General features: G+C 53.9%; 23 protein-coding genes. 17 read left to right on the forward strand and 6 right to left on the reverse strand.

Features of this window, described 5'->3' with window-relative positions; genetic code table 11:
• Window positions 1–23 precede the first annotated feature (23 nt).
• The 5 genes from OQ371_RS15940 to OQ371_RS15960 all read left to right on the forward strand — a co-directional run bounded on the left by OQ371_RS15940 (window position 24) and on the right by OQ371_RS15960 (window position 5,300).
• Window positions 24–1,076: a sensor histidine kinase gene (locus tag OQ371_RS15940; RefSeq protein ID WP_265989107.1), complete on the forward strand. Its 1,053-nt coding sequence runs from the start codon at window positions 24–26 to the stop codon at window positions 1,074–1,076.
• Window positions 1,051–1,860 carry a LytR/AlgR family response regulator transcription factor gene (locus tag OQ371_RS15945; protein ID WP_265989109.1) on the forward strand — a complete coding sequence of 270 codons (810 nt, stop codon included), beginning with the start codon at window positions 1,051–1,053 and terminating at the stop codon, window positions 1,858–1,860. Before OQ371_RS15940 ends, OQ371_RS15945 begins: the two co-directional genes overlap by 26 nt.
• Before the next feature lie 106 nt (window positions 1,861–1,966).
• Window positions 1,967–3,415: a S41 family peptidase gene (locus OQ371_RS15950; protein WP_265989111.1), complete on the forward strand. Its 1,449-nt coding sequence runs from the start codon at window positions 1,967–1,969 to the stop codon at window positions 3,413–3,415.
• Window positions 3,416–3,433: 18 nt separating this feature from the next.
• The gene (locus tag OQ371_RS15955) at window positions 3,434–4,249 is read left to right on the forward strand and encodes a hypothetical protein (protein WP_265989112.1); all 816 of its coding nucleotides are present in this window, start codon (window positions 3,434–3,436) and stop codon (window positions 4,247–4,249) included.
• Between the two features lie 19 nt (window positions 4,250–4,268).
• Window positions 4,269–5,300: a S41 family peptidase gene (locus tag OQ371_RS15960; protein WP_265989114.1), complete on the forward strand. Its 1,032-nt coding sequence runs from the start codon at window positions 4,269–4,271 to the stop codon at window positions 5,298–5,300.
• A 73-nt stretch (window positions 5,301–5,373) separates the two neighbouring features.
• On the opposite strand, the gene cydB is transcribed toward OQ371_RS15960, so the two are convergent.
• Both cydB and OQ371_RS15970 read right to left on the reverse strand, forming a co-directional pair.
• Complete coding sequence (gene cydB, locus OQ371_RS15965) at window positions 5,374–6,408, reverse strand: cytochrome d ubiquinol oxidase subunit II (protein ID WP_265989115.1); 1,035 nt, start codon at window positions 6,406–6,408, stop codon at window positions 5,374–5,376.
• Window positions 6,409–6,498: 90 nt separating this feature from the next.
• Window positions 6,499–7,869, reverse strand: a complete 1,371-nt coding sequence (locus tag OQ371_RS15970; RefSeq protein WP_265994320.1) for a cytochrome ubiquinol oxidase subunit I — start codon at window positions 7,867–7,869, stop codon at window positions 6,499–6,501.
• A 212-nt stretch (window positions 7,870–8,081) separates the two neighbouring features.
• Between OQ371_RS15970 and OQ371_RS15975 the strand changes: the two genes are divergently transcribed.
• Window positions 8,082–8,846, forward strand: a complete 765-nt coding sequence (locus tag OQ371_RS15975; protein ID WP_265989116.1) for a creatininase family protein — start codon at window positions 8,082–8,084, stop codon at window positions 8,844–8,846.
• 71 nt (window positions 8,847–8,917) lie between these two features.
• On the opposite strand, the gene OQ371_RS15980 is transcribed toward OQ371_RS15975, so the two are convergent.
• Window positions 8,918–10,294 (reverse strand): PQQ-dependent sugar dehydrogenase, encoded by a 1,377-nt coding sequence (locus OQ371_RS15980; RefSeq protein ID WP_265989117.1) that lies wholly within the window; start codon window positions 10,292–10,294, stop codon window positions 8,918–8,920.
• 207 nt (window positions 10,295–10,501) lie between these two features.
• On the opposite strand from OQ371_RS15980, the gene OQ371_RS15985 reads away from it, so the two are divergent.
• The 4 genes from OQ371_RS15985 (at window position 10,502) to OQ371_RS16000 (ending at window position 16,048) form a co-directional block, all read left to right on the forward strand.
• The gene (locus OQ371_RS15985; RefSeq protein ID WP_265989118.1) at window positions 10,502–12,259 is read left to right on the forward strand and encodes a PA14 domain-containing protein; all 1,758 of its coding nucleotides are present in this window, start codon (window positions 10,502–10,504) and stop codon (window positions 12,257–12,259) included.
• A 3-nt stretch (window positions 12,260–12,262) separates the two neighbouring features.
• Window positions 12,263–12,601: a tRNA-binding protein gene (locus tag OQ371_RS15990; RefSeq protein WP_265989119.1), complete on the forward strand. Its 339-nt coding sequence runs from the start codon at window positions 12,263–12,265 to the stop codon at window positions 12,599–12,601.
• 10 nt (window positions 12,602–12,611) lie between these two features.
• Window positions 12,612–14,630 carry a plastocyanin/azurin family copper-binding protein gene (locus OQ371_RS15995; protein WP_265989120.1) on the forward strand — a complete coding sequence of 673 codons (2,019 nt, stop codon included), beginning with the start codon at window positions 12,612–12,614 and terminating at the stop codon, window positions 14,628–14,630.
• A 119-nt stretch (window positions 14,631–14,749) separates the two neighbouring features.
• Complete coding sequence (locus OQ371_RS16000; RefSeq protein ID WP_265989122.1) at window positions 14,750–16,048, forward strand: ATP-binding protein; 1,299 nt, start codon at window positions 14,750–14,752, stop codon at window positions 16,046–16,048.
• Window positions 16,049–16,177: 129 nt separating this feature from the next.
• On the opposite strand, the gene OQ371_RS16005 is transcribed toward OQ371_RS16000, so the two are convergent.
• The 3 genes from OQ371_RS16005 to OQ371_RS16015 all read right to left on the reverse strand — a co-directional run bounded on the left by OQ371_RS16005 (window position 16,178) and on the right by OQ371_RS16015 (window position 17,770).
• Window positions 16,178–16,822: an NAD(P)-dependent oxidoreductase gene (locus tag OQ371_RS16005; protein ID WP_265989124.1), complete on the reverse strand. Its 645-nt coding sequence runs from the start codon at window positions 16,820–16,822 to the stop codon at window positions 16,178–16,180.
• 83 nt (window positions 16,823–16,905) lie between these two features.
• The gene (locus tag OQ371_RS16010; protein WP_265989125.1) at window positions 16,906–17,316 is read right to left on the reverse strand and encodes an Rrf2 family transcriptional regulator; all 411 of its coding nucleotides are present in this window, start codon (window positions 17,314–17,316) and stop codon (window positions 16,906–16,908) included.
• A gap of 235 nt (window positions 17,317–17,551) precedes the next feature.
• Entirely contained in the window at window positions 17,552–17,770 is a 219-nt protein-coding gene (locus tag OQ371_RS16015) for a Kazal-type serine protease inhibitor domain-containing protein (protein WP_265989127.1), read from the reverse strand.
• Window positions 17,771–18,002: 232 nt separating this feature from the next.
• Between OQ371_RS16015 and OQ371_RS16020 the strand changes: the two genes are divergently transcribed.
• The 7 genes from OQ371_RS16020 (at window position 18,003) to OQ371_RS16050 (ending at window position 24,822) form a co-directional block, all read left to right on the forward strand.
• Window positions 18,003–18,188 carry a hypothetical protein gene (locus tag OQ371_RS16020; RefSeq protein WP_265989129.1) on the forward strand — a complete coding sequence of 62 codons (186 nt, stop codon included), beginning with the start codon at window positions 18,003–18,005 and terminating at the stop codon, window positions 18,186–18,188.
• Between the two features lie 569 nt (window positions 18,189–18,757).
• Complete coding sequence (locus tag OQ371_RS16025; protein WP_265989130.1) at window positions 18,758–19,228, forward strand: hypothetical protein; 471 nt, start codon at window positions 18,758–18,760, stop codon at window positions 19,226–19,228.
• Window positions 19,225–19,524: a hypothetical protein gene (locus OQ371_RS16030; protein WP_265989131.1), complete on the forward strand. Its 300-nt coding sequence runs from the start codon at window positions 19,225–19,227 to the stop codon at window positions 19,522–19,524. Before OQ371_RS16025 ends, OQ371_RS16030 begins: the two co-directional genes overlap by 4 nt.
• Before the next feature lie 21 nt (window positions 19,525–19,545).
• Entirely contained in the window at window positions 19,546–20,913 is a 1,368-nt protein-coding gene (locus tag OQ371_RS16035; RefSeq protein WP_265989132.1) for a M28 family metallopeptidase, read from the forward strand.
• Between the two features lie 202 nt (window positions 20,914–21,115).
• The gene (locus tag OQ371_RS16040; RefSeq protein ID WP_265989133.1) at window positions 21,116–21,559 is read left to right on the forward strand and encodes a lipocalin-like domain-containing protein; all 444 of its coding nucleotides are present in this window, start codon (window positions 21,116–21,118) and stop codon (window positions 21,557–21,559) included.
• A gap of 395 nt (window positions 21,560–21,954) precedes the next feature.
• Window positions 21,955–23,157, forward strand: a complete 1,203-nt coding sequence (locus OQ371_RS16045) for a pyridoxal phosphate-dependent aminotransferase (RefSeq protein WP_265989135.1) — start codon at window positions 21,955–21,957, stop codon at window positions 23,155–23,157.
• A gap of 102 nt (window positions 23,158–23,259) precedes the next feature.
• Window positions 23,260–24,822, forward strand: a complete 1,563-nt coding sequence (locus OQ371_RS16050) for a flavin monoamine oxidase family protein (protein WP_265989136.1) — start codon at window positions 23,260–23,262, stop codon at window positions 24,820–24,822.
• Window positions 24,823–24,838 lie beyond the last annotated feature (16 nt).

The raw sequence follows: 24,838 nt of genomic DNA on the forward strand, positions 1-24,838 counted from the left end.
TTTTCTCGCATCTTTACGGAACAATGGAAAAACTGAACGACAGATGGTTGCGGGTCATTGGGATTCTGGTGGTGGCGCTGGTGGCCAACTTCGTTTTTTACCAGCCCGACAACGGTCCCGAAGACATTAGCTGGTTTCACGCCCTGCTCATCAGCCTGGTCGAATGGACAGTTTTGCTGGAAGTCAACCGCCAGGGCATTCTGCTCGCCCGGCGGCATTACCCACGACTGAACCAGACCCGGAAACGGATTTTGCTAGAAATGAGCTGGTTTGTCGCGGCAACCGTCATTCAACGGGTGACGGTAACTTACCTCTACGACGTAACGCAGTTCTGGGGCTACCCGCTGCCGGGCGGTACGTACTGGGTGACAACGCTGGTTTCGTTCCTATTTACGCTGCCCATTGCCGCCATTTACGAAGGCCGGCACCTGTACCGGCAATGGTGGGCCACGTATTACGAAGCCGAACAACTCAAGAAAGAAAACCTGCAAAGCCAGCTCGATTCGCTCAAGGCGCAGATTAACCCACATTTTTTGTTCAACAGCCTGAGCACCTTGTCGTCACTGGTTACGGAAGATGCCCGCCAGGCCGAACGGTTTATTGAAGAACTGGCGTCGGTGTACCGGTACGTGCTCCAGACCAACGAGCAGCCGCTGACAACGCTCGACAACGAATTGCAGTTTATCCGGGCCTATTTCAACCTGCTGCAAATGCGGTTTGGTCGCAGCGTCGAACTGGACGTCCAAACCGACGAACGGCTGAACGGGTTTCTGATCCCCCCGCTGACGCTGCAACTGCTGGTCGAGAATGCCGTCAAACACAACGTGGCGCTGCCCAGCCGTCCGTTGCTCATCCGGATTTACACCGACGAAGCCAATAATCTGTTTGTTGTCAATAGCGTACGGAAGAAACAAAACGTCGTGCCCTCCAACCGCACCGGCCTGGCGAACATTACAACCAAATACCGGCTGTTGAAGCAGCCGGAGGTGGTGGTTCGGCAAACGTCGGATTGTTTTCAGGTCATGATTCCCCTGATTGAAGCCGCTCAGTATGAATATTCTGCTCATAGAGGATGAAGAAGCCACCGCCCGCCGACTCTGCCGGATGGTGCAGGAAGTAGAACCCACCGCCCGGATTGTGGGCATGACCGTCAGCGTCGACGAGTCGGTCGAATGGCTGCAAACCCACCCGAAACCGGACCTGATTCTGATGGACATCGAACTGGCCGACGGGCAGAGTTTCGAAATTTTTAACCGGGTAACGGTGACGAGTCCGGTTGTCTTTACCACCGCCTACGACGAATACGCCATCAAAGCCTTCCGGGTCAACAGCATCGACTACCTGCTCAAACCCGTCAAGGAAGACGATCTGCGGAACGCGCTGATGAAGTTGCAACGCCTGAAAGAATCGCTGCTCGAACAACCCGACAGCCTGACGACTTCCCTGACGAATCTGCTGCGGCAGATGGCGGGAACGGCTTCGCCCGAACCCACCCGGCAGCCGGTACATACCGGCCCACCGTACCGCGACCGGTTTCTGGTCAAACAGGGGCAGCGGCTTTTTTCGGTGGACGTGGCCGAGCTGGCTTACGTATTCACCCGCAACAAGCTGACGTTTTTGAAAACCCGCGACGGCCACGAATGGATGATCGACTACTCGATGGATGAAGTTTCGACGATGCTCGATCCCCAGCGTTTTTTCCGGCTCAACCGCCAGATCATCGCCGAACTGCGGGCCATCGACAAAGTGAATCTGTATTTCAACGGGAAGCTGAAAATCAGTATGCGCCCGGTTTTCGACGAGGAAGTGATTGTCAGCCGCGAAAAAGCCGGGGAGTTCAAGGTTTGGTTGGGGGAGTGAAATCCGACGTTTCGGAAGCAAAAGCCGTCAATTCGGTAGGCGTTTTGTTTGGACAGCGGCTTTTTTCGGGGAGTTTTGCCGCATCGAACGACTAACAACAAATGCCATGAAAATCCAAATTCTGTTTCTCGCGCTGCTCATCCTCAGTGGTTTCCGGGTAAAAGCCCAGACGCTGAACCCGGAGCAGTTGCAGGCCGATTTCGTCCGCTTTCAAACGGCGCTGAACGAAGTCCACCCCGAACCGTACCGCTACACGCCAAAACCGGTTTTCGATTCGCTTTTTGCCGCCACCCAAGCGCAGTTGGACCGCCCGATGACGCAGCAGGAATTTTACGTCACGATGGTGCCGCTGCTGGTGGCCTTGAAAGACGGACATATCAAATGGATTCCCGCCGGGCAGGACGAACATTATCCCTTTTCGACCAGCAAGCTGTTTCCCCTGAACCTGTATTGGGTCGAAAACCGGGCCTGGGTTGTGGGCAGCTACGGTTCCGAAAGCATTCCCAACGGGGCGGAAGTGCTCCAGATCAACGGAAAGCCGGTTCGCGATGTGATTCAGGACCTGCTCCCGAAAATGACGTTTGCCGACGGCAATACCGTAAACGGCAAGTACGAAGACCTGAACGACTTTTTTTCGGGCTATTATGCCACGTTTATAGCAGCACCGGATGCGCACGAAGTTCAATACCGCTGGGCGAAGGAGGAAAAAACGGTTACCCTTCCGTCGGTCACGCTGGACCAGATCAGGCGTTACCAGGAAAAGCACAAATCCGCACCGCAAAAACCGTTTCGCCTGACGTTTACGGAAGACCGTAACGCGGCCGTCATGACCATTGAACGGTTTTGGGACGATAAAAAAGAGCAGGATTACGCCAGATTCCTGAGAGAATCGTTTCGGGAGCTGCGTGAAAAACGGGTTGAAAACCTGGTGCTGGATTTGCGCAACAACGAAGGGGGCGAAGAAAAGTACGGCGTGCTGCTCTACCAGTATCTGGCCCTAAAACCGTTTCGATATTACGACTACATCCGCGTTCGGCAGAAGAAGGCCTATTCGTTTCCGGCCTGGTCGCCCAAACTTTACCAGAGGTTCAAGTGGCTCGTTGTCAGGAAGCGGGGCAACGGGTATGTATTTACCAAACAAGCCGGTTTGAAGCGCCAAAAGTCAAAACGGGAGGCTTTCCGCGGAAAGCTGGCGGTGCTGGTCAACGGGGCAAGCTTCTCGGTCACTACGGAATTAGCCGCCCGGGTACACGCCGATCAGCGGGCGATTTTTATCGGGCAGGAAACCGGTGGAGGCTACGGGGGGGACAACAGCGGCATTTTTGCCATCACGCAGTTGCCCCATTCCAAAATCGATCTCGGCATCGGGATGTTTGGGTTTCACATGGCCAACCTGCCCACCACAATTAAACCCGGTCAGGGCATTATTCCGGATCATATCGTCGTGCCCACCGTTGACGATATGCTGACGGGCAACGACCCGGTCCTGAAGAAGGCGCTCCAACTCATTCAACCCCGTGCGGGAGCCGCAGGAAGTAGCATTACAACCCGATAAACAACAAATAGAACCACCATGAAAAGAATGATTTCGACGGCTCTGCTGTCGGCGGGGAGCCTTTTTGCCCTGGCGCAAACTCCCCGAACTGTTTCCGAACTGCACGTTGGCTACGTACGCGAGACGTTTCACCTGCGGGATTTGCAGGCGTCGCCGATACACTACGTCGCCAACCTGAACGGCGGCCGGTTGGCCTACACCCGGCAAACCACGAAGCATCAATGGCGGGTAGAAGCGCAGGCCAGCCGGGCCGATCTGGTGGCACCGAGCCTGGGGATTCGCGGGATTAAATTCTCGCCCGAACAGGAGCAACCGCTGTGGCTCGTGCCCACCCTGTACCGGGGCAGCCTTGGGCTGGAATATCGTCGGGTGGTTCGGCAGACCGCCCGCCGAACCACCCGGCTGGGCGTGGGATTGCACGATTCGTTCGGGTACGCCGACGGCTTGGCGCTCAACACCTGGGCGGTGAATACGGCTTCGCTCCACGTGCTATACCAGACCCGGATTGTGGTTGGAAAGAAGGGCGCGGTTGCCATTGATGCATCGATACCGGTGCTGGCGGCCGTAAGCCGGATGCCCTACGGCAATGTCGTTTCCCAACCGAACCGGTCGGAGGTGGCTGCTTTTTTCGATGGAACGCGGCTGGCGACGGTCAACCGGTTTGTGAATCCGCAGGTGGGGGTTGGTTACCGTTTTGATGCCAGTTCACGGCTGGCCTTCCGGGCCGATTACCGCTACGGCTGGATGCGCTACACCGAGCCCCGCGTGATTCGGACGGCGGCCCACACGGCTTCGCTGTCAGCGGTTTATAAATTTCAACGCCAGATTCGGTAAACAACAAATTAAGCAAATCATGAAAAAGTATCCTCTAAAATCCGCCCTGTTGCTTCTGCTGACGCTGGTGACGATTTCCTGCAACGACCTGGCCGTGGGTCCCGAACCGGCCAACACGCCCGAATCCAATTTTGAAGTGCTCTGGCAGGAGTTCGACCGGATGTACGGTTTGTTCGACGTTCAGAACCTCGATTGGAACGCCATGAAGCAGAAATACCAGGCGCAGATCAAACCGGGCATGTCGGACAACCAGCTTTTTGACGTACTTTCCGGGCTGCTGGGCGAGCTAAACAACGGCCACCTCTGGTTGCTGAAACCGGGACCAAATTACCGCCGGTACGACAGCGGCCCGGTGTATCCGCTGGACGAATTCAGCGTTGAGGTGGTGAAAAAGTACGTGCGGGATGCGAAACAAGTAAGCGGCCCAAACGGTTTAAGCGTTCTTTATGGAAAACTGGCCGGGAACGTCGGCTACGTTCTAATCACGGATTTTGGTCTGGAGCCGAATTTTTACGAGCGGGCAATGGATGATGTGCTGGCGGCCCTGGCCGATACGAAGGGCATGGTCGTGGATGTCCGAAATGTGCCCGGTGGGCTGGACCGGTCGAGCCAGCACGTGGCCGGACGGTTTGCTTCGGAGCGAAAGCTGTTCATGACCACCCGGTTTCGCAACGGTCCGAAGCACACGGATTTCACGGCCCCGGTGGAGTGGTACGTCGAGCCTGCCGGCAAAAGCCAATACACAAAACCCGTGGTGTTGCTGACGAACCGCATCACGGCCAGCGCGGGCGAAACGTTTACTTTGGCCATGAACCAAATCGCCACGGTGACGCACCTGGGCGATAAAACCTACGGTGTTTTCTCGGATAATCCGAAGCGCGAACTGCCCAACGGCTGGATTTACAGCGTAACGCCGGGCGATTTCCGGGCTGCCGATGGCAGGAACTACGAAGGCATCGGAATCGAACCCGAAATCCGGGTAGTTAATACGAAAGATGAAATTGCGGCCGGAAAAGATAAGGTTCTGGAAGTCGCTTTGGGAAGGTTTTGAGAAAGGTTTCCCGGAGCGAAGATTCAGCTTTGCTCCGGGAAACAGCTTTTCTTACTGCGCAAAAGAACGCTTTTCAATAACTGTGCTCCTCCAGCTTCACTTTTCCGCGAAACGTCCAGAAAACAAACACTGTGTAAGTAAGCACCAGTGGCATGCCGATGGCCGCAAAGAGCAGCATCGTCCGCAGTGAACCGTCCGTCGAAGCGGCTTCGTAAATGCTGATGTGGCCGCGTGCGTCGGTTTTGGAAAGCACCAGATTGGGGTACAGACCCGAGGCAAACAGAATCAGCAGCAACGCTGTTGTGATGGCCGACGAGATAAAACCGCGCAAATACCGCCGTTGCTCAATCATCCGGCGCATGTTCAGCACAATCAGCACCGCCGACAGGGGCAGGGCGAAAAAAAGCGGGTATTTGTGGAAAATAGCTTCCATGTGCGGCACGTAAATCAGCGTTGCCATCGAAGCCGTAATGAAGCAGAGGATGAAAAATTTGCTGGTCTGGTTGATCAAAACCGTCATGCGGGCGTACAGCCGGTCTTCGGTTTTCATGGCCAGGTACATCGCTCCGTGCAGCATAAACAGCGATAAAACCGTCACCGAAATCAGCAGGGCATAAGGATTGAAAAAATCCCGCAGCCGCCCGACAAACTGGTGATCTTTGTCCAGTGGAAGCCCCTGGATCAGATTGCCCAGAATCAGGCCGAACAGCAGGGCGATGGACGCGCTGGACAGGCAGTAGCAGACATCCCAGAGCGTGCGCCACCACTTCATTTCTTCCTTGCTCCGAAATTCAATCGAGATGGCCCGGAAAATAATCGCGACCAGCAACACGATAAACGGCAGGTAAAATACCGACAGCAACGTGCCGTATACCAGCGGGAAAGCCGCAAACAGCGCTCCGGCTCCAATGACCAGCCAGACTTCGTTGCCGTCCCAAACCGGACCGATGGCGTTCAGGGCAATCCGGCGGCTTTGTTCTTTGCGGAAAAAGAGGTGCAATGCGCCCGCGCCCAGGTCAAAACCGTCGAGAATACCGTATCCGCTGATCAGGGCGCCAATCAGTAAAAACCACCAGGTGGGAAGATCAAGACCGAGAATGGTGTCCATAAGTTTCAATGAGCGAATGAAGGATTGAGTGGATAGCCCTGCCAGATGCATGCTCCCTGCGGAGCTATTCGCTCAATCGCTCATTCACAATTAAATAGGAGATGGGTTAAATTTTGAACGAGGTGATGCCAGGTCCTCCTGCTCGACATCGGGGCCGTGCTGAATTTTTTTGTTCAGCAGGTAGAGAAACAGCAGGAACAGCACCACATAAACCAGGGTAAACAGCACCAGCGAAATCAGCACGTGCTCGGCTTTGACGGCCTGCGACAGGGCGTCGGAGGTGCGCAGCAGGCCGTAGACCACCCAGGGTTGCCGACCTACCTCGGCGGTGTACCAGCCTACCTGGTTAGCAAGTTGCGGCAAAAGCACCGCCCCCACGAAAACCGCCATGAGCCAGCGGGTCTGGAAGAGTTTCTGGCGGTACAACAAAAAGATGGCCAGCCAGCAGAGGCCAATCAGCGTCATGCCGATCCCGACCATCAGGTGGTAGGTCTGAAAAACGAAGTTGACGGCTTTGGGACGGTTCTCGGGCTTGAAACTGTTCAGGCCGGGAATGGGCTTCTGAAAATCCTGGTGCACGAGAAACGACAAACCGCCCGGTATTTTCAACCCCGTCACTTTCTGTTTTTCGGCATCGACCCAGCCCAAAAGATACATATCCGCCGGGGCCGTCTCAAAGTGCCCTTCCATCGTGGCCAGTTTGGCGGGCTGGTGTTCCGTTACCACTTCCGCCGATTTATGGCCCGTGAACAGTTGCCCCAGCGAGGAAATGGCCGCCACCCACAGCGCAATTTTAAACGCTTTCTGCGAATGCACTTCGTATTTCCGCTTCAGGATGTACCAGGCACTCACGCTCAGCACCAGAAACGAACCCGCCAGAAACGCCCCGATCAAAACGTGTGAATACCGTTCGATGGACGACGGGTTAAGCACCATTTCCCAGAAATCGGTTACCACGGCGCGGGCCTTCATGCCTTGGCCTTCGATGCGGTACCCGGCGGGGGTTTGCTGCCAGGAGTTGGCCACTACAATCCAGAGCGCCGAAAACATGGAGCCCAACGCCACCAGAACCGTCGACATAAAGTGGACGCGCGGACTGACGCGGTTCCAGCCGAAAATCAGGATGCCCAGAAAGGCCGATTCGAGCGCAAATGCAAAAATTCCTTCGGCGGCCAGCGCACTGCCGAAAATGTCGCCGACGTAGCGGGAGTAAACCGCCCAGTTGGTGCCGAATTCAAATTCCATGACGATGCCGGTTGCAACGCCGATGCCGAAAATGAGCGCGAAAATCCGGACCCAGAAGCGGGTCAGCTCTTCGTAAACTTTGTCTTTGGTTTTCAAATACAAGCCTTCCATGAAGACCAGGCACACACCGAGGCCAATGCTCAGGGGTGGGTAGATGTAGTGGAAAGCAATCGTAAAGGCAAATTGAATGCGGGATAGTAACTCAACGTTGTCCATAGCCAGGTGTAGATAGGGAAGTGGGCTATCGGGTGCAAGGTACGGTAGAAGCCGATACGAAATCATGGTTTTGGACAAGATTTTTTGAGCCGGTTTGCGAATAAAAAAGTTAATTCGCAGCGTGGATCAGAGAGCACCATTGTTGAGCGGATTTCTCTCTGATTACCTCCATTGTTCTCCGCTCAACGCAGCGAAATAACGTTATCTAAACCATGCGCCCTTACATCCTTGCCGAAGCCAACTGGAAACACATTCACGATCACCCCATCGACCTGGTTATCCTGCCCTGGGGAGCCACCGAAGCCCACAATTATCACATGCCCTACGCCACGGACGTTATCGAAGCCGATGCCATTGCGGCCGAGTCGGCGCGGCTGGCCTGGGAGCAGGGGGCGAAGGTGATGGTGCTGCCTACGGTTCCGTTTGGGGTCAATACCGGCCAGGCGGATATACTGCTGGATATCAACCTGTACCCAAGTACCCAGAAAGCCATTCTGAACGACATCATTGAAGTACTCAACCGGCAGGGAATCCGCAAGCTGCTGATTCTGAACAGCCACGGCGGCAATGATTTTAGAACCATGCTGCGTGAACTGGGCGTTGCATACCCCAACATGTTTCTGAGCACCTGCTCCTGGTTTAACACGCTGGACAAAACAAAGTACTTCGACGAATACCAGGGCGACCACGCCGACGAGATGGAAACGAGCCTGCTGCTGCATCTGCGCCCTGATCTGGTGCTGCCGCTGGAGGAAGCGGGCGATGGGGCCGCCAAAACCTGGAAGGTTCAGGGGCTGCGGGAAGGCTGGGCCTGGGCCGAACGCAAATGGTCGAAGGTGACGGAAGATACGGGAATTGGCAACCCCAAAGCCGCAACCGCCGAGAAAGGCAAGCGGTATTTCGACGATGTGACGCAGAAACTGAGCGGTTTGCTGGTCGAACTGGCGAATCTGGACGTAGACGACTTATACGAGTAGATACAATTCAGCCACGGGCCAACGGCAAACCGCTCCGCCCGTGGCTGAGTACCGGAAATTCTCCCAAGTGCTTATTTTTTCGCCGTGTACATAACCCGCCAGACTTTCCCTTTCACCGAGTCGGTAATGTACAGCGAACCGTCTGGACCCTGAGCCAGCCCCATCGGGCGGTGTTGGGCCTGGCCGGGGCTGGTCAGGTCGAGCTTTCCGGCGTTGGCGTTCGTACCGGGTTTGCCCTGTTCCGCCACCCCCGCAAAGTTTTCGGCAAACACTTCATACTGGCCCGACGGCTTTCCGTCTTTGCCGAACGGCACAAAGGCCACAAAGTAACCGCCCTGCTTCATCGGAGCGCGGTTCCAGGAGCCGTGGAAGCAGATAAACGCGCCGTTTTTGTATTTGGCCGGAAACTGATTTCCGGTGTAAAACAGCACGTCGTTCGGTGCCCAGTGACCCGGAAAAGCCATAATCGGCTTGTCTTTGCCCTCGCAGCGGTCAATTTTAGAGCCGTCACCGCCGTATTCGGGGGCCAGCACTTTCTTGTTCTGTTCGTGGTCGTTGTAGCAGTAGGGCCAGCCGAAATCCGACCCCTTTTTCACCATCAGAAATTCCTCCGACGGCAATTCGGCACTGACCTCGTCGGTGAATTTACCGCCCCAGTTGTTGAGGTTGTCGCGGCCGTGTTGCAGGGCGTAGAGCGTGTTGCTGGCGGTGTTCCAGTCGATGGCTACGGCGTTGCGGATGCCGGTTGCGTAGCGTGTTCCGTCGCTTTGTTTCTGGTTCGGCTTGTTGGCGTCAAATTCCCAGATGCCGCCGTATTGCTCCAGGATGGGGCAGGGGTCCATGCCTTTTGAGCCTTTCACCCGGTCTCTTTCCTGGCAGGCATTCGAGGGCGCGCCGAACGTAACGTACAGTTTGCCGCTGGGCGAGAACGCCAGCGGTTTGGATGCGTGCTGCCGTTGCAGCGTCAGGCCCACCACGATGGGCTCCGGCGGGGTGGCCGGATCGACTACGCCGTTGGTCATTTTGTAGCGGTATACCGAGGTGTCGGACGACGCATACAGATAGCCGTTGTAAATTGCCATACCGGTTCCGGCGTAATTGCCAAACGTAACGGTTTTGTCGGCCTTACCGTCGCCGTTGGTGTCCTGTAATTCAACGATGCCTTTGCCGTCCTTTAGTTTGTTAAGTTTAACAAAAACCGTCCCGTTCTCGTCAACGGCAATGTGCCGGGCGGTGCCCAGACCGTCGGCTACTGTCAGGGCTCCAAAGCCGGTTGTGAGTTTCAAACCACCGTTGTCGGGATCAGGGGCGGGCAAAACGGCTCGTTTGGCGGGCGAGTCACCGGAGGGGAGTGGACCGGCTAGACTCGTAAAAACCGAATACAGAACCGCCAGGGTAACTTCAGCCAGCAGGAACTTCTTGGTCATGGGAAAGGACGGTTTTTTCATGAGATGAAGGGATTTTTAGCCACCGTAATTATTCTAAAATATAAAATCGGAATACATTATTTTTGTAAACCTGATCCGTTCTTAATTCGAAGCGTTCGGGTTTGCTTGCCGGCGAAAAAAAATGTTACTTTCACTTTTTACAAAGTAAGTAGGCAATCCATCAGACTTGCAACTAATTGCTTTAAACACTGAAACTTTACTTATTTGATGAACCCCATTCTACGATGGTTCAGCCGGGGAACGGCCTGCCTGCTTATGGCGGGAGCGGTGCCGGTTTGGGCCCAGTCTGTTGACGAATCTTTAACGCCTTTACCCACCGATCGGCTGACTTCTCTGCCGTCCAACTGGAAACCGGCTGCTTCGGTTCTGGTGAACCCTTTAAAAGCGGATAGTAAAACAAAAAATGGAAGTGGTGTGCTGGTCGGTACGCCGGGCCAGCCGGTTACCTTGCTGACCAACGCCAACGACGTTCGGCTGGTCATGGACGTAATGCTCTCGCCGGGCGCCGAGGCCACCCTGTCGCTCGGTTCAACCAATATTCGTCTGGCCGACAACTGGGGCAATGCTGCCATCAACACGAATACATTCGGGTCGGTTGAAGGCGCTACGCTGCTGCCGTTGCAGAACGCGGGGAAAGCCCCCGGCTTGTGGCAACCCCTGGAAGTGCAGCTGCAGGGCGGGGGCAAAGGACCGGCTACGCTGGAAAAAATGACGCTCAATGGCATTACGCTGTATGAAAACCTGGTACTGCCCCGGGCAACCGGCGGAACAAGCGGAACCCTTGCGCTGAACGTTAAAAAAGGAACCGTTGCCATCCGGAATGTCGGGTATCAGTTGATTTCCGACCGGCAGGTGGCCAAACTGACCAACATTCGGTACAAATTATACGAAAACCGCACCGAGACGGTTTCGGAAGCCGAACTGGCTAACCTGAAACTGGTCAAGGAAGATACGGTTTCGGCGCTGACCTACGAGGTTTCCTTCGGGCAGCCGCGCTGGCACGGTATTCTGTATACCGGCGATCTGGTGGTTGACAAAACCGGACCCTATACCGTGGCGCTGCAACAGGGCGGCTGGGCGGCTCTGCACATCGACGGCAAGGAAGTGCTGGCCAACACCCGGCTCGATCTGGGTTACATGAATACGGCCAAAATCAACCTGACGGCGGGCAAGCATTCCTTCAAGCTGTTTTTCGGGCGGTCGTGGCCCCGGCCGGGTCTGGGTTTCTTCATCTCGGCCCCCGATACCAAGTTTCAGGCGCTGCACCCGCGGGCTTCGCTGCCGGAACCCGACCCCGTCGGTGAAATTGCGGTCGAACCCACCACCAAACCGTCCATTATCCGGTCGTTTGTCAATTATGGTCCCAAAAAGAAGACCCATTGTATTTCCGTGGGCAGCCCGACGGGTTTGAACTACACCGTTGATCTGAACCAGGGCGCGTTGTTGCAGGTTTGGCGCGGTCCGTTTGCCGACGTTACCGAAATGTGGTACGAGCGCGGAGAGCCGCAACTGCTTAAACCGCTGGGAACGCTGGCGGTCCTGTCGGCCCAGAATCCGCTGGCGCTGCTGGCCAATTCTACGCAGTTCTGGCCCGATAGCCTGTCTGACAACGAGTTGAGTTACAAGGGGCTGACGATGGACAAGCAAGGCTACCCGATGATGCAGTACCGGCTGCGGGATCTGGACGTGACGGATGCCGTAATGCCCAGCACCGACGGCAAGTCGTTCACCCGGACACTGACGGTGAAAGGACCGGAGAACGAGTCGCTGTACTGCCGGTTGGCGTCAGGGGCGTCGCTGGAAGAGGTCACCAAAGGCTTGTACTCCGTGGATGGAAAATATTTTATCCAGCTTGATTCCAAAGCCAAGCCGAGTGTGCGTACCAATTCCGGTAAGCAGGAGCTGGTGATGCCGGTCAACGTAAAAGGCGGATCGACAACGGTTCAGTATTCCATTTTGTGGTAAGTGATGGAAAACACAATTTCATGGGCTGACTTCGAAAAGGTGGAAATCTTGACCGGTACGGTTATCGCCGTGGATGCGTTTCCGGAAGCCCGCAAACCCGCTTACAAACTGACCATTGATTTTGGCCCGAAAGGCGTTAAACGGTCCTCGGCCCAGTTGACCAGGCTGTATCAGCCGGACGATTTACTGGGAATGCAGATCGTGGCGGTTGTAAATTTTCCACCCAAGCAAATTGCGACGTTCAAGAGCGAATGCCTGGTGCTGGGGGCGCTTGGCCACGACGGCGAAGTAACCCTGCTGCAAACCGAACGCGAAACCGAAAATGGCTCCCGAATTGCCTAGTTCTAAAAACATGAAAAATAAACTCTCATTTCTCTTTCTATCCCTCTTTCTTTCCGCTGCTGCGCTGGCTCAGCGTCCGTTGACGGAAGATGATTATTACCGGCTGATTACGGTTCCGGTGCCCGAAGGTGTTCAACTCGAAGTGGGCGGGATGGCCGTGCTGCCCGACGGTCGGCTGGGTGTTTCAACGCGCCGGGGCGAGGTCTGGCTTATCAGCAACCCGTATATGAAGGGCAGCCGCCAGCCGCAGTACAAACGGTTTGCGTACGGTTTGCACGAACCCCTCGGACTGGCCTACAACAAGGGCGCTTTCTGGGCCACCCAACGGGGCGAACTGACCAAAATGATCGACACCGACGGCGACGATGAAGCCAACGAATACCGGTCCATTGTCAAATGGCCGTTGTCGGGAAATTACCACGAATATTCGTACGGCCCGCTGTTTTTGCCGGATGGCGACATGCTCATTACGCTCAACCTCGACTGGATTGGCTACGGGGCCAGTCTGGCCAAATGGCGGGGCTGGATGCTGAAAGTCAACGAGAAAGGCGAGCTGAAACCGTTCGCTACGGGGCTGCGTTCTCCGTCAAGTTATCGTCAACTGCGCGATGGTAGCATTTTCTACACCGAAAACCAGGGTGACTGGGTTGGATCGGGGCGGATGACCCACCTCGAACTGGGCGATTTTGCCGGAAATCCGGCGGGTTTAAAATGGACTTCAGAGCCGGGTTCACCCCTGAAACTGAAGCCGGAAGACGTGCCGAGCACCGGAAAACCGATGCACGAGATGGTCAAATCCATTCCCAATCTGAAAGAACCGGCGATCTGGTTCCCGCACACCATTCTGGGGATTTCGACCTCCGATATTCTGGAAGATACCACCGCCAACCGGTTTGGGCCGTTCGACGGGCAGTTGTTTGTGGGCGATCAGGGCCACAGCAAAATCATGCGGGTGTTTCTGGAAAAAGTGGATGGCAAGTATCAGGGGGCGGTTTTTGCGTTCCGGTCGGGTTTCCAGTCCGGTATTCTGCGGATGGCCTGGGGGCTGGACGGTTCCATGTTTGTGGGACAAACCAGCCGGGGCTGGGCGGCCACCGGGAAAGACCCCTTTGGCGTTCAGCGGCTGGTCTGGACGGGATTGACGCCGTTTGAGATGAAAGCCATTCGCTCGATGCCCGACGGTTTTGAAGTGGAGTTTACCCAACCCGTTGACAAGAAAACCGCCGAAGACCTGGCGTCGTACAGCCTGAACAGCTTCACGTATAAGTACCACAAAACCTACGGTAGTCCGGTGGAAGATGCGCGTACGGTGCCCATCCGGGGCGTTGTAGTGGCCGATAACGGTTTAAAAGTCAGAATTGTGGCTGATACCACGCTGCGCGAAGGATACATCCATGAGCTGAAAGCCGAAGGGATCAAGTCAGCAACCGGGCTGGCACTGCTGCACAATACGGGGTATTACACCCTGAATCACATTGCGCCGGGTACGAAGCTGACCATTGCGGCTCCGGCCAAACACAACCACGGCGACATGGCGATGGCGTCGAACGCCAGTGGAGTAGGGGCCGCCGTCGGGAAAGGCAAGGCCATCGGGGGCAAACCGCAAACCTCAGCCGTTAAGCGCATTACGGAACAACCCGCCGACTGGACCAACGGCCCTGATCAGGTGATTACGATCGGTACCGTACCGGGTCTGAAATTTGATAAAACGCAGGTTGAGGTCAAAGCCGGTAGCCGCGTGAAGTGGGTATTCAACAACAACGATGATATGCTGCACAACTGTGTGATTGTGAAGCCATCCACCGCCAATGCCGTTGGCGATGCGGCCCTGAAGCTGAACCTGAACGGGTCCAAAATGCAGTATGTGCCGGTGACGCCGAACGTGTTGTACCACACCAACCTGATGCAACCCGAAAGTACAGAGTCCATTTATTTTGTAGCGCCCACAACCCCGGGTGATTACCAGTTCGTTTGCACCTTCCCGGGTCACCATACGCTGATGCAGGGAGTCATGAAGGTTGTCAAATAAAAATAGTATAATATATTCATGCAAATAGGTGATTAATGTAAAACTTTAATCACCTATTTTTATTAGGCTCATGCCGGATACTTGAGTGGGATGCATGGCCGTTACAATACGCACATTACGTGGAAAAACCTTTTTTTGATTCTATTCAACAATCATTTGCTTCCCTAGTTGGTGAGCCCGGAAAAGCTACGCTTGAAAGCCGTATCTTCAACGCAACCTGCCTGATTTTGATTCTGGTCACGTTGTATAACATACCGTTTAATTATTACATCGGACTTAAGGAGGCATCGGCTATTTCCACTCTTTTGTTTTTTATTTTTTCCGCGCTTTATTATCTCTGCCGGGTTAAAAATAAATTTTACATCAGCATAACCGTTGCCGGGGTTTTAGCGAGTTTGTTATTGGCCGTTAATTATTTCTTTAATGCAGGCGTTGTCGGCTCATCGCTGCTGCTGTTTATGCTGACCTTTTTTCTGGTATCGATTATTGCACCAACCCGCCAAGCTACTTTCTGGCTGTGTTTAAACATCCTGATTGTTCTGGGCCTTTTGTATACCGAATATTACTATCCCCAAGCGATTCTAGCCGGTTATTCAAGCCGGTTAAATTATCTTATCGATGTGGCGTCAACGTATGTGGTGGGGATCGCGCTAATCTATCTGGCAACGCGATTTTCTCGGAAAGCGTACAAAACCGAAAAGCGGCAGGTGGAAGAAAAATCGGGCATTCTGGAGCGGCTGAATGCGGAGAAAAATAAGCTTTTTTCCATTGTTTCGCATGATCTGCGCGCTCCCCTGGCTTCCATTCAGCAGTACCTTGAAATCATCCAGGAGACAGATTTAGATGAAGATCTGCGCCGGGAAATCAAATCGGATTTGATCGACGTGGTTAGTAATACGCAGGAAATGCTGTCCAATTTATTGTCGTGGTCGACCTCCCAGATGAACGGTTTAACCGTAAATCGTACAGAGGTTCATGTTGCCTCCATACTGGTCTCCATCGCTGAACTATATAAACCGCTGGCAGCAAAGAAAGGACTTCATTTAGAAGTAATAAGCAATCCGGATGTGCACGTGCTTGCAGACAGTAACATGCTTCACTTAATTGTCCGGAATCTGGTAGGAAACGCGCTGAAATTTACTCCGTCCGGCGGTTTTGTTAACCTGAAAGCCGTGCCGTCCGGCGCTCATTGCGTTATCTCGGTAAGTGACAACGGTCGGGGTATTGAACCCGAAGATCAGGAGACGCTATTTTCGATGAAGTCGCGGGTAACTTTCGGAACCAATAACGAAAAAGGGGTGGGGCTGGGGCTGTTTTTGTGCAAGGAGTACGCCGAAGCGCAGCGGGGCAAACTTTGGTTTGAGAGTGAACCAAACCTCGGAACGACCTTCTACGTATCGCTGCCCATTGCCGTTTGAATCGCATTCGTAACCCACCCTGGTAGTTTCTCCGCTTCTTACAAGACTGACGACCGCGTGGCCCTTTTTAGAACCTTGCGGTCGTCAGTCTTGTAAAAATTAGCTCAATAACGCGCAAAGCTGCATGGATCAGTAACCCAGCGTGAACCGCTGGCGGATGAACTGGGGATTTTCCAGCTCGTCGAGCAAGGCAACGGATAAGTCATTAACCGAAATTTTGCTGTCGCCGTTTGCGTCGAATACCGGCTGTTCGGTACCCAGTCGGAATTTTCCGGTCCGCTCGCCCGGTTCCAGCATGATGGCGGGGCTCAGGAACGTCCAGTCCAGATCGGTTTCTTTCCGCAGAATCGTCAGGTAGTCACGGGCGGCCAGGGCCCCGGCTTTCCAGGCTTCCGGAAATTGGGGCGTGTCGACCAACTGCAAACCCGGAGCGATTTCCAGGCTTCCGGCTCCCCCAACCACCAGCAGACGCTTTACGCCCGAATTTTTGGTGCCGCTCTGGATGGCCTGCAAGCCCACCAGCGAGTCATCGTAAATGTTGGGATTGTCCCAGCCGGGATTGTATGCGCTCACGACCGCATCATGACCCGCCACCAGCGATGCCACATCGTCGTCGTTCTGTGCATCACCCTTTTGAACCGTTAACCGCTCGTTTTCTGCGGTTATTTTCTCCGGATGGCGCACAATGGCCGTTACTTCGTGGCCACGGTTCAGGGCTTCATTTAACAAACTTGAGCCTACAAAACCCGAGGCCCCGATCAGTGCAATTTTCATGGTTTTACTTGTTTTATGGTATTTATTGGGTAATTCTATTTGCATTACTGTAGCTGATTTTATTACAGTATTGGCTAAAAAAATTAATTAAACTGTTGGCTGAAATCCGCCAGCGTAGTTTGATGGAGTTTGGCAATCAGCGCCTTCTCGGCATCGGTAAACAGATGATCGAGGTGGGTGTTGATTTGCCGACCGACCGGGCAGGACGGGTTGGGGTTATTTTTGTTCTTCCCCAGCAAAGGCGACTCGCGCACGGCCTCATAAACCTCCGACAGCAGGATCTGGTTGGCGGGTTTGGCCAGCATACTGCCACCATTTTTGCCCTCCTTACTGCTAACGAACCCTTTTTTGCGCAGGTTGCTGATTTCTTTGCGGATCAAAACCGGATTGACGTTCACACTCCCGGCAAGGTATTCCGACGACAACCGTTCATCACCGGCCCGGTCTAACAGGGTCAGAATGTGGATGGCGATGGAAAACCGGCTGCTGTTCATTCTGTAATAGATTTTATTACAGTACAAATCGCGTAGGCAAAAGATTCCCGATCAACATAATTTTATGTAAAAATTACCGACGGGGCTGACGGGGGCCTGCTGGACGGGGAGTATGGAGTTCGGGAAGTTTGAAAAATGATACCCTCACCGATCGAAACAGAAAGCCGTTTGTTGGCTTTGACCGGGGGTAGTCAAGTCGATGGGTCGGTCAGGCTTGTTACCGCCCGGATGCGGCTTAATTTTTGCCGCACGCGCCGGGGGTGTACCGGGTAATCCCATAGGCTTTGGCAATGCAGGGGTTGTCGTATGTTTTGCCGTTGCAGCCGCATACCGGGTTCAGTTCATACGTACAGGCTACCGGATCGGGCGACGGCTTTTCGACGCACTCCGGATCCACCTCCCGATCACAGCCAAGTAGAGTCACTAAAAAGACGGCACAGAGTGCGATACGCATAACAGGTTGCTTTTTTTCAAGGACCCATTCGGCCGGAAAATGGTTGCAACATCTGTCAAAACTACACCGGCAACTAATTTGAAACTTGCCCAAGCGCTCCCTTTCCCAGCGCCCGGACCGTTCGCTTACTCACGACGCCAATTTGCCTGATCCTTTGGTTACTACGGTATCGTTCGCAGTGAACGGACCTGGTAGTATGAACAGGGATGTATCATTAAGTTGCTTTGCTGAGATGAAAGATATTCTGAAAGCCGTCATTCCGGTTTCTATCGCGGTGATACTGTACACGTACTTTGCCGAGAACGGCCGCATCGATCACGGCACCTGGCCCTGGGTAATCCTGTTGATTGTCACCATCAGTATTGTTGTATACGCCGTTATTCGGTTGAACCGGCGCAAGAAGTTTCCGAAGCCGTAGTGCAGAGATTGGACGGAGAGCTGAATCGTCTGAGCCCGTAGGTAAGGGAAAATGAGCGCAAATGCCCCCCTTAGTTGCCGCACTTGCCCCGCATCGAACTTCATGATCAGAGCATACTTTTGTTGAGAAGACTAAAAACACGCTCTGATCATCATTAAGGCTGCCAGGCTTAAGAAGGGCTTGAGCTTTGCCCCTGAGCGGATGGATTGAGGACAAAGGCTATCGGCGATATAAATTATCAGGGCAGAAACGATAACCCGCAACGCCGGAGGATACTTTTCGGACGGAGATAAAAAGGTGCGGGTAGAAAGATCGGCTCAGCGACCCAATGAGTGCAATTCAGTAAGCGTTTACATACGCCGGTTTAGCGCCAAAAAGTCGGTGGTAAAATTCGTCCCACAGCATCGAATTAATTTGAATATAATCACGAAAGAGGGCAGTTCTGTTGTGAGGACTGCTTTTTTTCGCGCCTTTTTCCTATTATCGGGCAGAATACCAAAAATGTCCGTTAATTTAGTATGCGCGCTGTTTGTCTAATCCTGTTTTGTCTTGTTTTTGGGAACGTCTCTTTGGCTCAACGGCCCGACGATCCTACGATCGATCGCCCCGGAGCTGCAGTTCCGGCTCATTTGAAGCCCATCGAGCGATCGTACGGCGCTTATTTCTACGGGGGAAAGCGGCTGCGATCCCCCCATTCGATGGAAATACCGTTTAATGAGTTGAACAACGCAACGGTCAACCGGCATTTCCGGACTTTCCGGACGTTATCGACGGTTGGACAGGCCGTGGCGGTGGTGCCGTTGATTTACATACTGACCCGCCCCCGGACCACCTCAACCCGTTCGGGCGAATACTGGACGGTTTACTTTGGCTCCATCGGAGTTACCCTGGGGTTGAGCCTGATTGGCAATGGACAGGTTAAAAAAGCGGTGAACGAATACAACCGGTCGCTGGCCAGCGCTCGTTTTGGATTTTCGGCGCAACCCATTAACGGAACAACACATACGGCCCTGGGCCTGAGCTTAACGAAACGATTATGAACTGGCGGGAACCACAGGAAGAGGAGACGGGCGGGCCATTCCGGATTTTATTTTCGGAAGACGAGACCCGCGAGTTCTACCGGCCCGTGGTTGAACTGCCTACCCGCCGGATTGCATTCTGGTCGATCGGTGCGTCCATCCTGCTGGCCTTTGCGCTGATTTTTTCGGCTCGTCCTGGAACCAACCGTTTGCTAAAGCACCCCAGATCGGTTTCGCATTCTGACGAAAAGTTACCTGTGCACCCGGCCAGCCAAAAGACCATCGGTAAGACGCATTCTCACCCGACGGGGCGCTAATTCACTACTTTACACTTTCGAATGAAAAACGTTTTTCTTCCGCTTGCATTGGGTTTGATTTCCTTTGCCGCCCAATCGCAGACGACCGTTGTCCGCGACCCGGTTATTGCGCAGTTGGTTGGAGAGGTGTCGGCAGACAGCCTGCGGTCGCACGTCACCAACCTGGTCAGCTTCGGAACGCGGCACACCCTGAGCAACCCCAATGATCCGAAACGGGGGCTGGCTGCGGCTCAAAAGTGGGTACTGCGCAAATTCCAGCAGTACGCCAGACAGTCGGGCGGGCGCCTGACGGCCCAGATCGATTCCTGGACGCTGCAACCCGACGGCAAACGCGTTGACCAGGTGACGCAGATGGGCAACGTCATGGCGACGCTCAAAGGCACCGATCCGGCCGACGACCGAATTTTTCTGGTGAGTGGACACATCGATAGCCGCGTGACCGACGTCATGAACCGCACCGCCGACGCGCCGGGTGCCAACGACGACGGTTCGGGAACGGCCGCCGTTATTGAGCTTTGCCGCGTGATGAGCAAGGTGCCATTTCCGGCCACCATCATCTTTGTGGCGGTGAGCGGGGAAGAGCAGGGGCTGCTGGGCGCCAATCACCTGGCGCAACGGGCCAAAGACGAAAAGTGGAATCTGGAAGCGCTGCTGAACAACGACATCATTGGCTCCAACAACAGCTCCGACACCAAAATCACCGATAACACGCGCGTCCGGGTGTTCAGCGAGGGACTACCGGGCTATCAGACCGATTCAGTTGCGGCTACCATCCGGCAGTACGGATTGGAAAACGACGGCAAAGCCCGTCAACTGGCCCGGTATACGAAAGAAGTCGGCGAACGGTATGTCGATCAATTGGAGGTAGTGATGGTGTACCGCAACGACCGTTACCTGCGCGGGGGCGACCATACGCCGTTTGTGACGCGCGGCTTCCCGGCGGTCCGGATTACGGAAATGAACGAGAATTTTGCCCACCAGCACCAGGACCTGCGCACCCAGGACGGCGTGGAGTACGGCGACTACGTAAAGTTTATGGATTTCGACTACCTCCGGAAAAATACTGCCATGAACCTGTCGGTCCTGGCGAATCTGGCCAAAGCGCCCGCCATGCCGCAGAACGTAACCGTAGAAGCCCGCAGCCTGACCAACGCGACAACCTTGTTCTGGCAGGCCCCAAAAGCCGGAAGTTTAGGTGGCCGAAAAATCAAAGGGTATTACGTGTTGATGCGTGAAACGCACTGGCCGTTCTGGCAGAAAAAGTTTTTCACCGACAAGCTGGGCCTGACGCTGCCGTACTCCAAAGATAATTATTTCTTTGCGGTACAGGCTGTTAGCGAAGAAGGCAACGAAAGTTTGCCGGTATTGCCGCGGCCCGGTTTGCGGTGAAACGCTCAGAGGACTTGCGGTATTTTTGGGAAAATTAGTTCACGACGCAACAATTTGGCGGTTTATACCGTATGGTAAAAGAGAAAATTCGGGCTTTGGCGCTGGAAGATGACAACCTGCCGGTTTTTTTCGTAGCTTACGTTTCCAACGGTCATCTCATCCGATCACACTAAAACTTAATACCTAACAAAAACTAAGCATTATGAAGCGTTTACTTTATCTTATTTCAGTAGTGGTCTTTGCAGCTGGCCTGGCATCTTGTAATAAAGACGATGATCCAACGCCCCCGCCTGTCGTAGTTGGTCGTTGGGATCTGAATCACGTTAGAACGTCCGGTTTTACAAGTGCAAACCTGAACAATTTGACGCTTGATCTATATTATTTGCAATTCTACAGCTCTCGTCTGGATGTATACAGTGATAATACATTTGTAAGAAACGATCGGCAGGAATTTGCCGTTGGCGATTTTTCCGGTACCTGGACGTACACAAATGACAAATTGACGCTTAAATATGATGACGGTAGCGCTGATGAAGTCTATACGTACACGAAGAATAAAAACATAGAAGAGTTATCTTCGGAGCTGGTTAATTTTTCACTTGACAGCACCAATGCGGGTAAAGCGCAACTCATTTATCGAAAATAGAAAGACTCAAGTCAGTTAATATACTCAGCCTCTAGTGCCTTGTGCACTGGAGGTTTTTTTATTGCCTCGGCATTAGAGCCTAACCATTTGGCGGAGTTCAGTGGAGAGCACTCTGATCAACTCTGCTATCCTCTGCTTAACGCTGCGAAACAACATATACTCGACTAAGCCAAACTCTAATTAAAAAGCTATTTCCTGACAAATCGTACATAATTTTCAAAAATGACTCTGATTTCAAACCTGTTTTTGAAGTAAATTGAAAAAGAATATAAATCTACTGTTAATTGAGAGGGCATTTATAAAATTTTACTATTTTTGAAAAGACGAAATTGGATTTGGTATTATTCGGAAATAATAAAATAACGTCGTAGTTTAGTACAAAAACTTACAGACCTATGAACCTACCCATTACCCGCAGAAATTGGTTACGCACGGGCGCACTCTTAACCGCCGGTCTAACCGTAAACCGGTCTTCGTTCGGTGGGGCCGCCCTTGGTTCGGATGTCTGGAATCCGGTGGCCGCCAATGCACTTCATGAACAAACGTTAGTCAACGAATTCGCTCGTCTGGGCGAACCCATGCCCCAGATCAAGGCCCGGATTGCGTTCAACGAAAATCCGCACGGCCTTTCTCCCAAAGCCAAAGAAGCCATTATAAAAGCGGTCGAATCCGGAAACCGTTACGCCATGTTCGAAGGCCAGGAACTGAAAAAGCTCATTGCCGAGCGCGAAGGCGTTAAACCGGAAAACATCATGCTGTCGGCTGGTTCGTCGGAACTGCTGACGGCGATGGCGGTGTATTTCGCCGGTAGCGCGGCCAAAGGCGCCGGCGGCACGGTGCTAACCAGCCAGTTTACCTACGACGATTTCCTGGGGTGCGCCAAGAAATTCGGTGCCAAAGTCGAAGCCGTTCCGCTGACCAAGGAGTATCGGTACGATCTGGCGGCCATGAAGGCGAAAATTACGCCGGATACCAAACTGGTCTACATCTGCAACCCCAATAACCCCACCGGTACGGTTATTCCAGCGGAGGAACTGGTGGCGTTCAGCAAAGAGGTGTCGCCCAAACTGCCGGTTTTTATCGACGAAGCGTACATTGATTTTCTGAAGCCGGAAGACCGCCCGGCCCTGCCCAAACTGGTGGCCGAAGGACACAACCTGTTCCTGACCCGCACCTTCTCCAAAATTCACGGGTTTGCCGGGCTACGACTGGGGTACGCCATCGGACCCGAAAAATTCCTGAAAGAGTTGCAGAATTACTCCCGGGGCGAATGGAACCCGAGCGTGACCACGCTACGGGCCGGTATTGCCAGCTACCAAGACCTAGAATGGCAGAATTTCTGCCGCACCGAAAACGACAAAGCCCGTGACTTTCTTTACAAAGGCTTGAAAGACAAAGGCTACGAATACGTGCCTTCGTTTGCCAACTTCGTGCTGTTTCCGATTCGAATGAAACCCAAGACGTTCGAAAAGGAGATGTTCAGCAACGGCATTCTAACCTCTACCCGCGAATACAACGCCCAGCCCTATTGCCGCGTCAGCATCGGTACCCAGGACGAAATGGGCCTTTTCATGGATGCGTTCAAGAAAATAGTTTGATCAATTATGAGTGATCAATGCTGAACGATGACGGGGCCGTCCACACGGTGGGCGAGCGTATTCATTCATCGTTTACCATCCATCATTCATCATTCGTTAAAGATGACCCGACGTAATTTTATTGAATCCACCGGAGCCACCTACGCGACTCTGCTAGCCTGGGGCTTGCTCAAACCGGCGCCCGCCGAAGCCTTTAATTTACCCGCCAACGGTTCCAAAGACGGAAAAGCCCGCAAAGTGGTGGTTCTGGGGGCCGGTCTGGCCGGTCTGACTACGGCTTACGAACTCGGAAAACTCGGCTACGACTGCACCGTGCTCGAAGCCCGCAGCCGGTCGGGGGGGCGGGTCTGGACGGTTCGCGGAGGAACGAAGGAAACGGAAGTGGGCGGTCCGGAGCAGGTCTGCAAATTTGCTGCTGGTCAATACTTTAACGGCGGAGCGGCCCGGATTCCGCACAACCACCAGCTCACCCTGCACTACTGCCGCGAACTGGGCGTTCCGCTCGAGATTTTCAACGGCGGCAACGAATCGGCCTGGCTCTACAACGAAGGTGGCACGGGCACATTGGCCAACAAACGGATGCGGATTCGGGAGTACCACAGCGACCTGCGCGGTTACACCAGTGAGTTACTGGCAAAGGCACTCGATCAGTCTTCGCTCGACCAGCAACTGACCAAGGAAGACGTTGAAAAACTGGTTGATTTTCTGAAAAACGAAGGCGACCTGAACACCGGCAAGCTCTACAAAGGGACCAACCGCCGGGGCTACAAAAACCCGCCCGGCGCGGGAGCCATTCCCGGAGATCTGACCGATCCGTACGGGTTGACGGACTACCTGCGGTCGGGGTACATGCAGCCCGTTTTCTACAACAACGGAGATTACACGTTTGAGCAGCATTCGACGCTGTTGCAACCCGTCGGCGGAATGGACGCCATTCCGAAAGCGCTGGAGAAAAAACTCGTGGGCAAGATTCAGTTCAACGCGCCGGTAAAGGAGCTGCGCAAAACCGAAAACGGGGTGCGGGTGGTTTACCAGAAAGACGGCAAGTCCGCCGAGCTAACGGCGGAATTCTGCGTCTGCACGTTACCGTTACCGGTTCTGAAAAAAATTGATTCCGACCTGTCGCCGATAGTCAAACGGGCGGCTGATTTTATCCCGTACATGAAAACGGGCAAAATCGGGCTGCAATTCAAACGGCGTTTCTGGGAAGAAGACGACGCGATTTACGGCGGCATTTCGCGCACTAACATGGACATCAACCAGATCTGGTATCCTTCCTTTGGTTTGATGGGCCAGAAAGGAGTTCTGATTGGATACTACAATTTCTACAGCCGGGCCGAAGCCGTGGGCGACCTGACGCTGGCGGCCCGCGAAAAAATGGCCTTGGAGCAGGGCTATAAAATTCACCCGCAATACCCGCAGGAATTTGAAAACTCGTTTTCGCTGGCCTGGCAGAGAATCCCGTACAACGAAGGCGGCTGGGCGGTTTACGACGACACCGTTCGCCGGAAATACTACCCGGCCCTGCTCGAACCGGACGGCAATATTTACTTTGCCGGAGAGCACACAACCTACCTGACGGCCTGGATGGCCGGGGCGTTTACCTCCGCCCGGCGGGTGGTGGATGCACTGCACGCACGCGTTGGCGAATACACCAAAAAATAACGATTTAACTTCTATC

The sequence above is a fragment of the Larkinella insperata genome, from assembly GCF_026248825.1.
GTDB classification, from domain to species: domain Bacteria; phylum Bacteroidota; class Bacteroidia; order Cytophagales; family Spirosomataceae; genus Larkinella; species Larkinella insperata.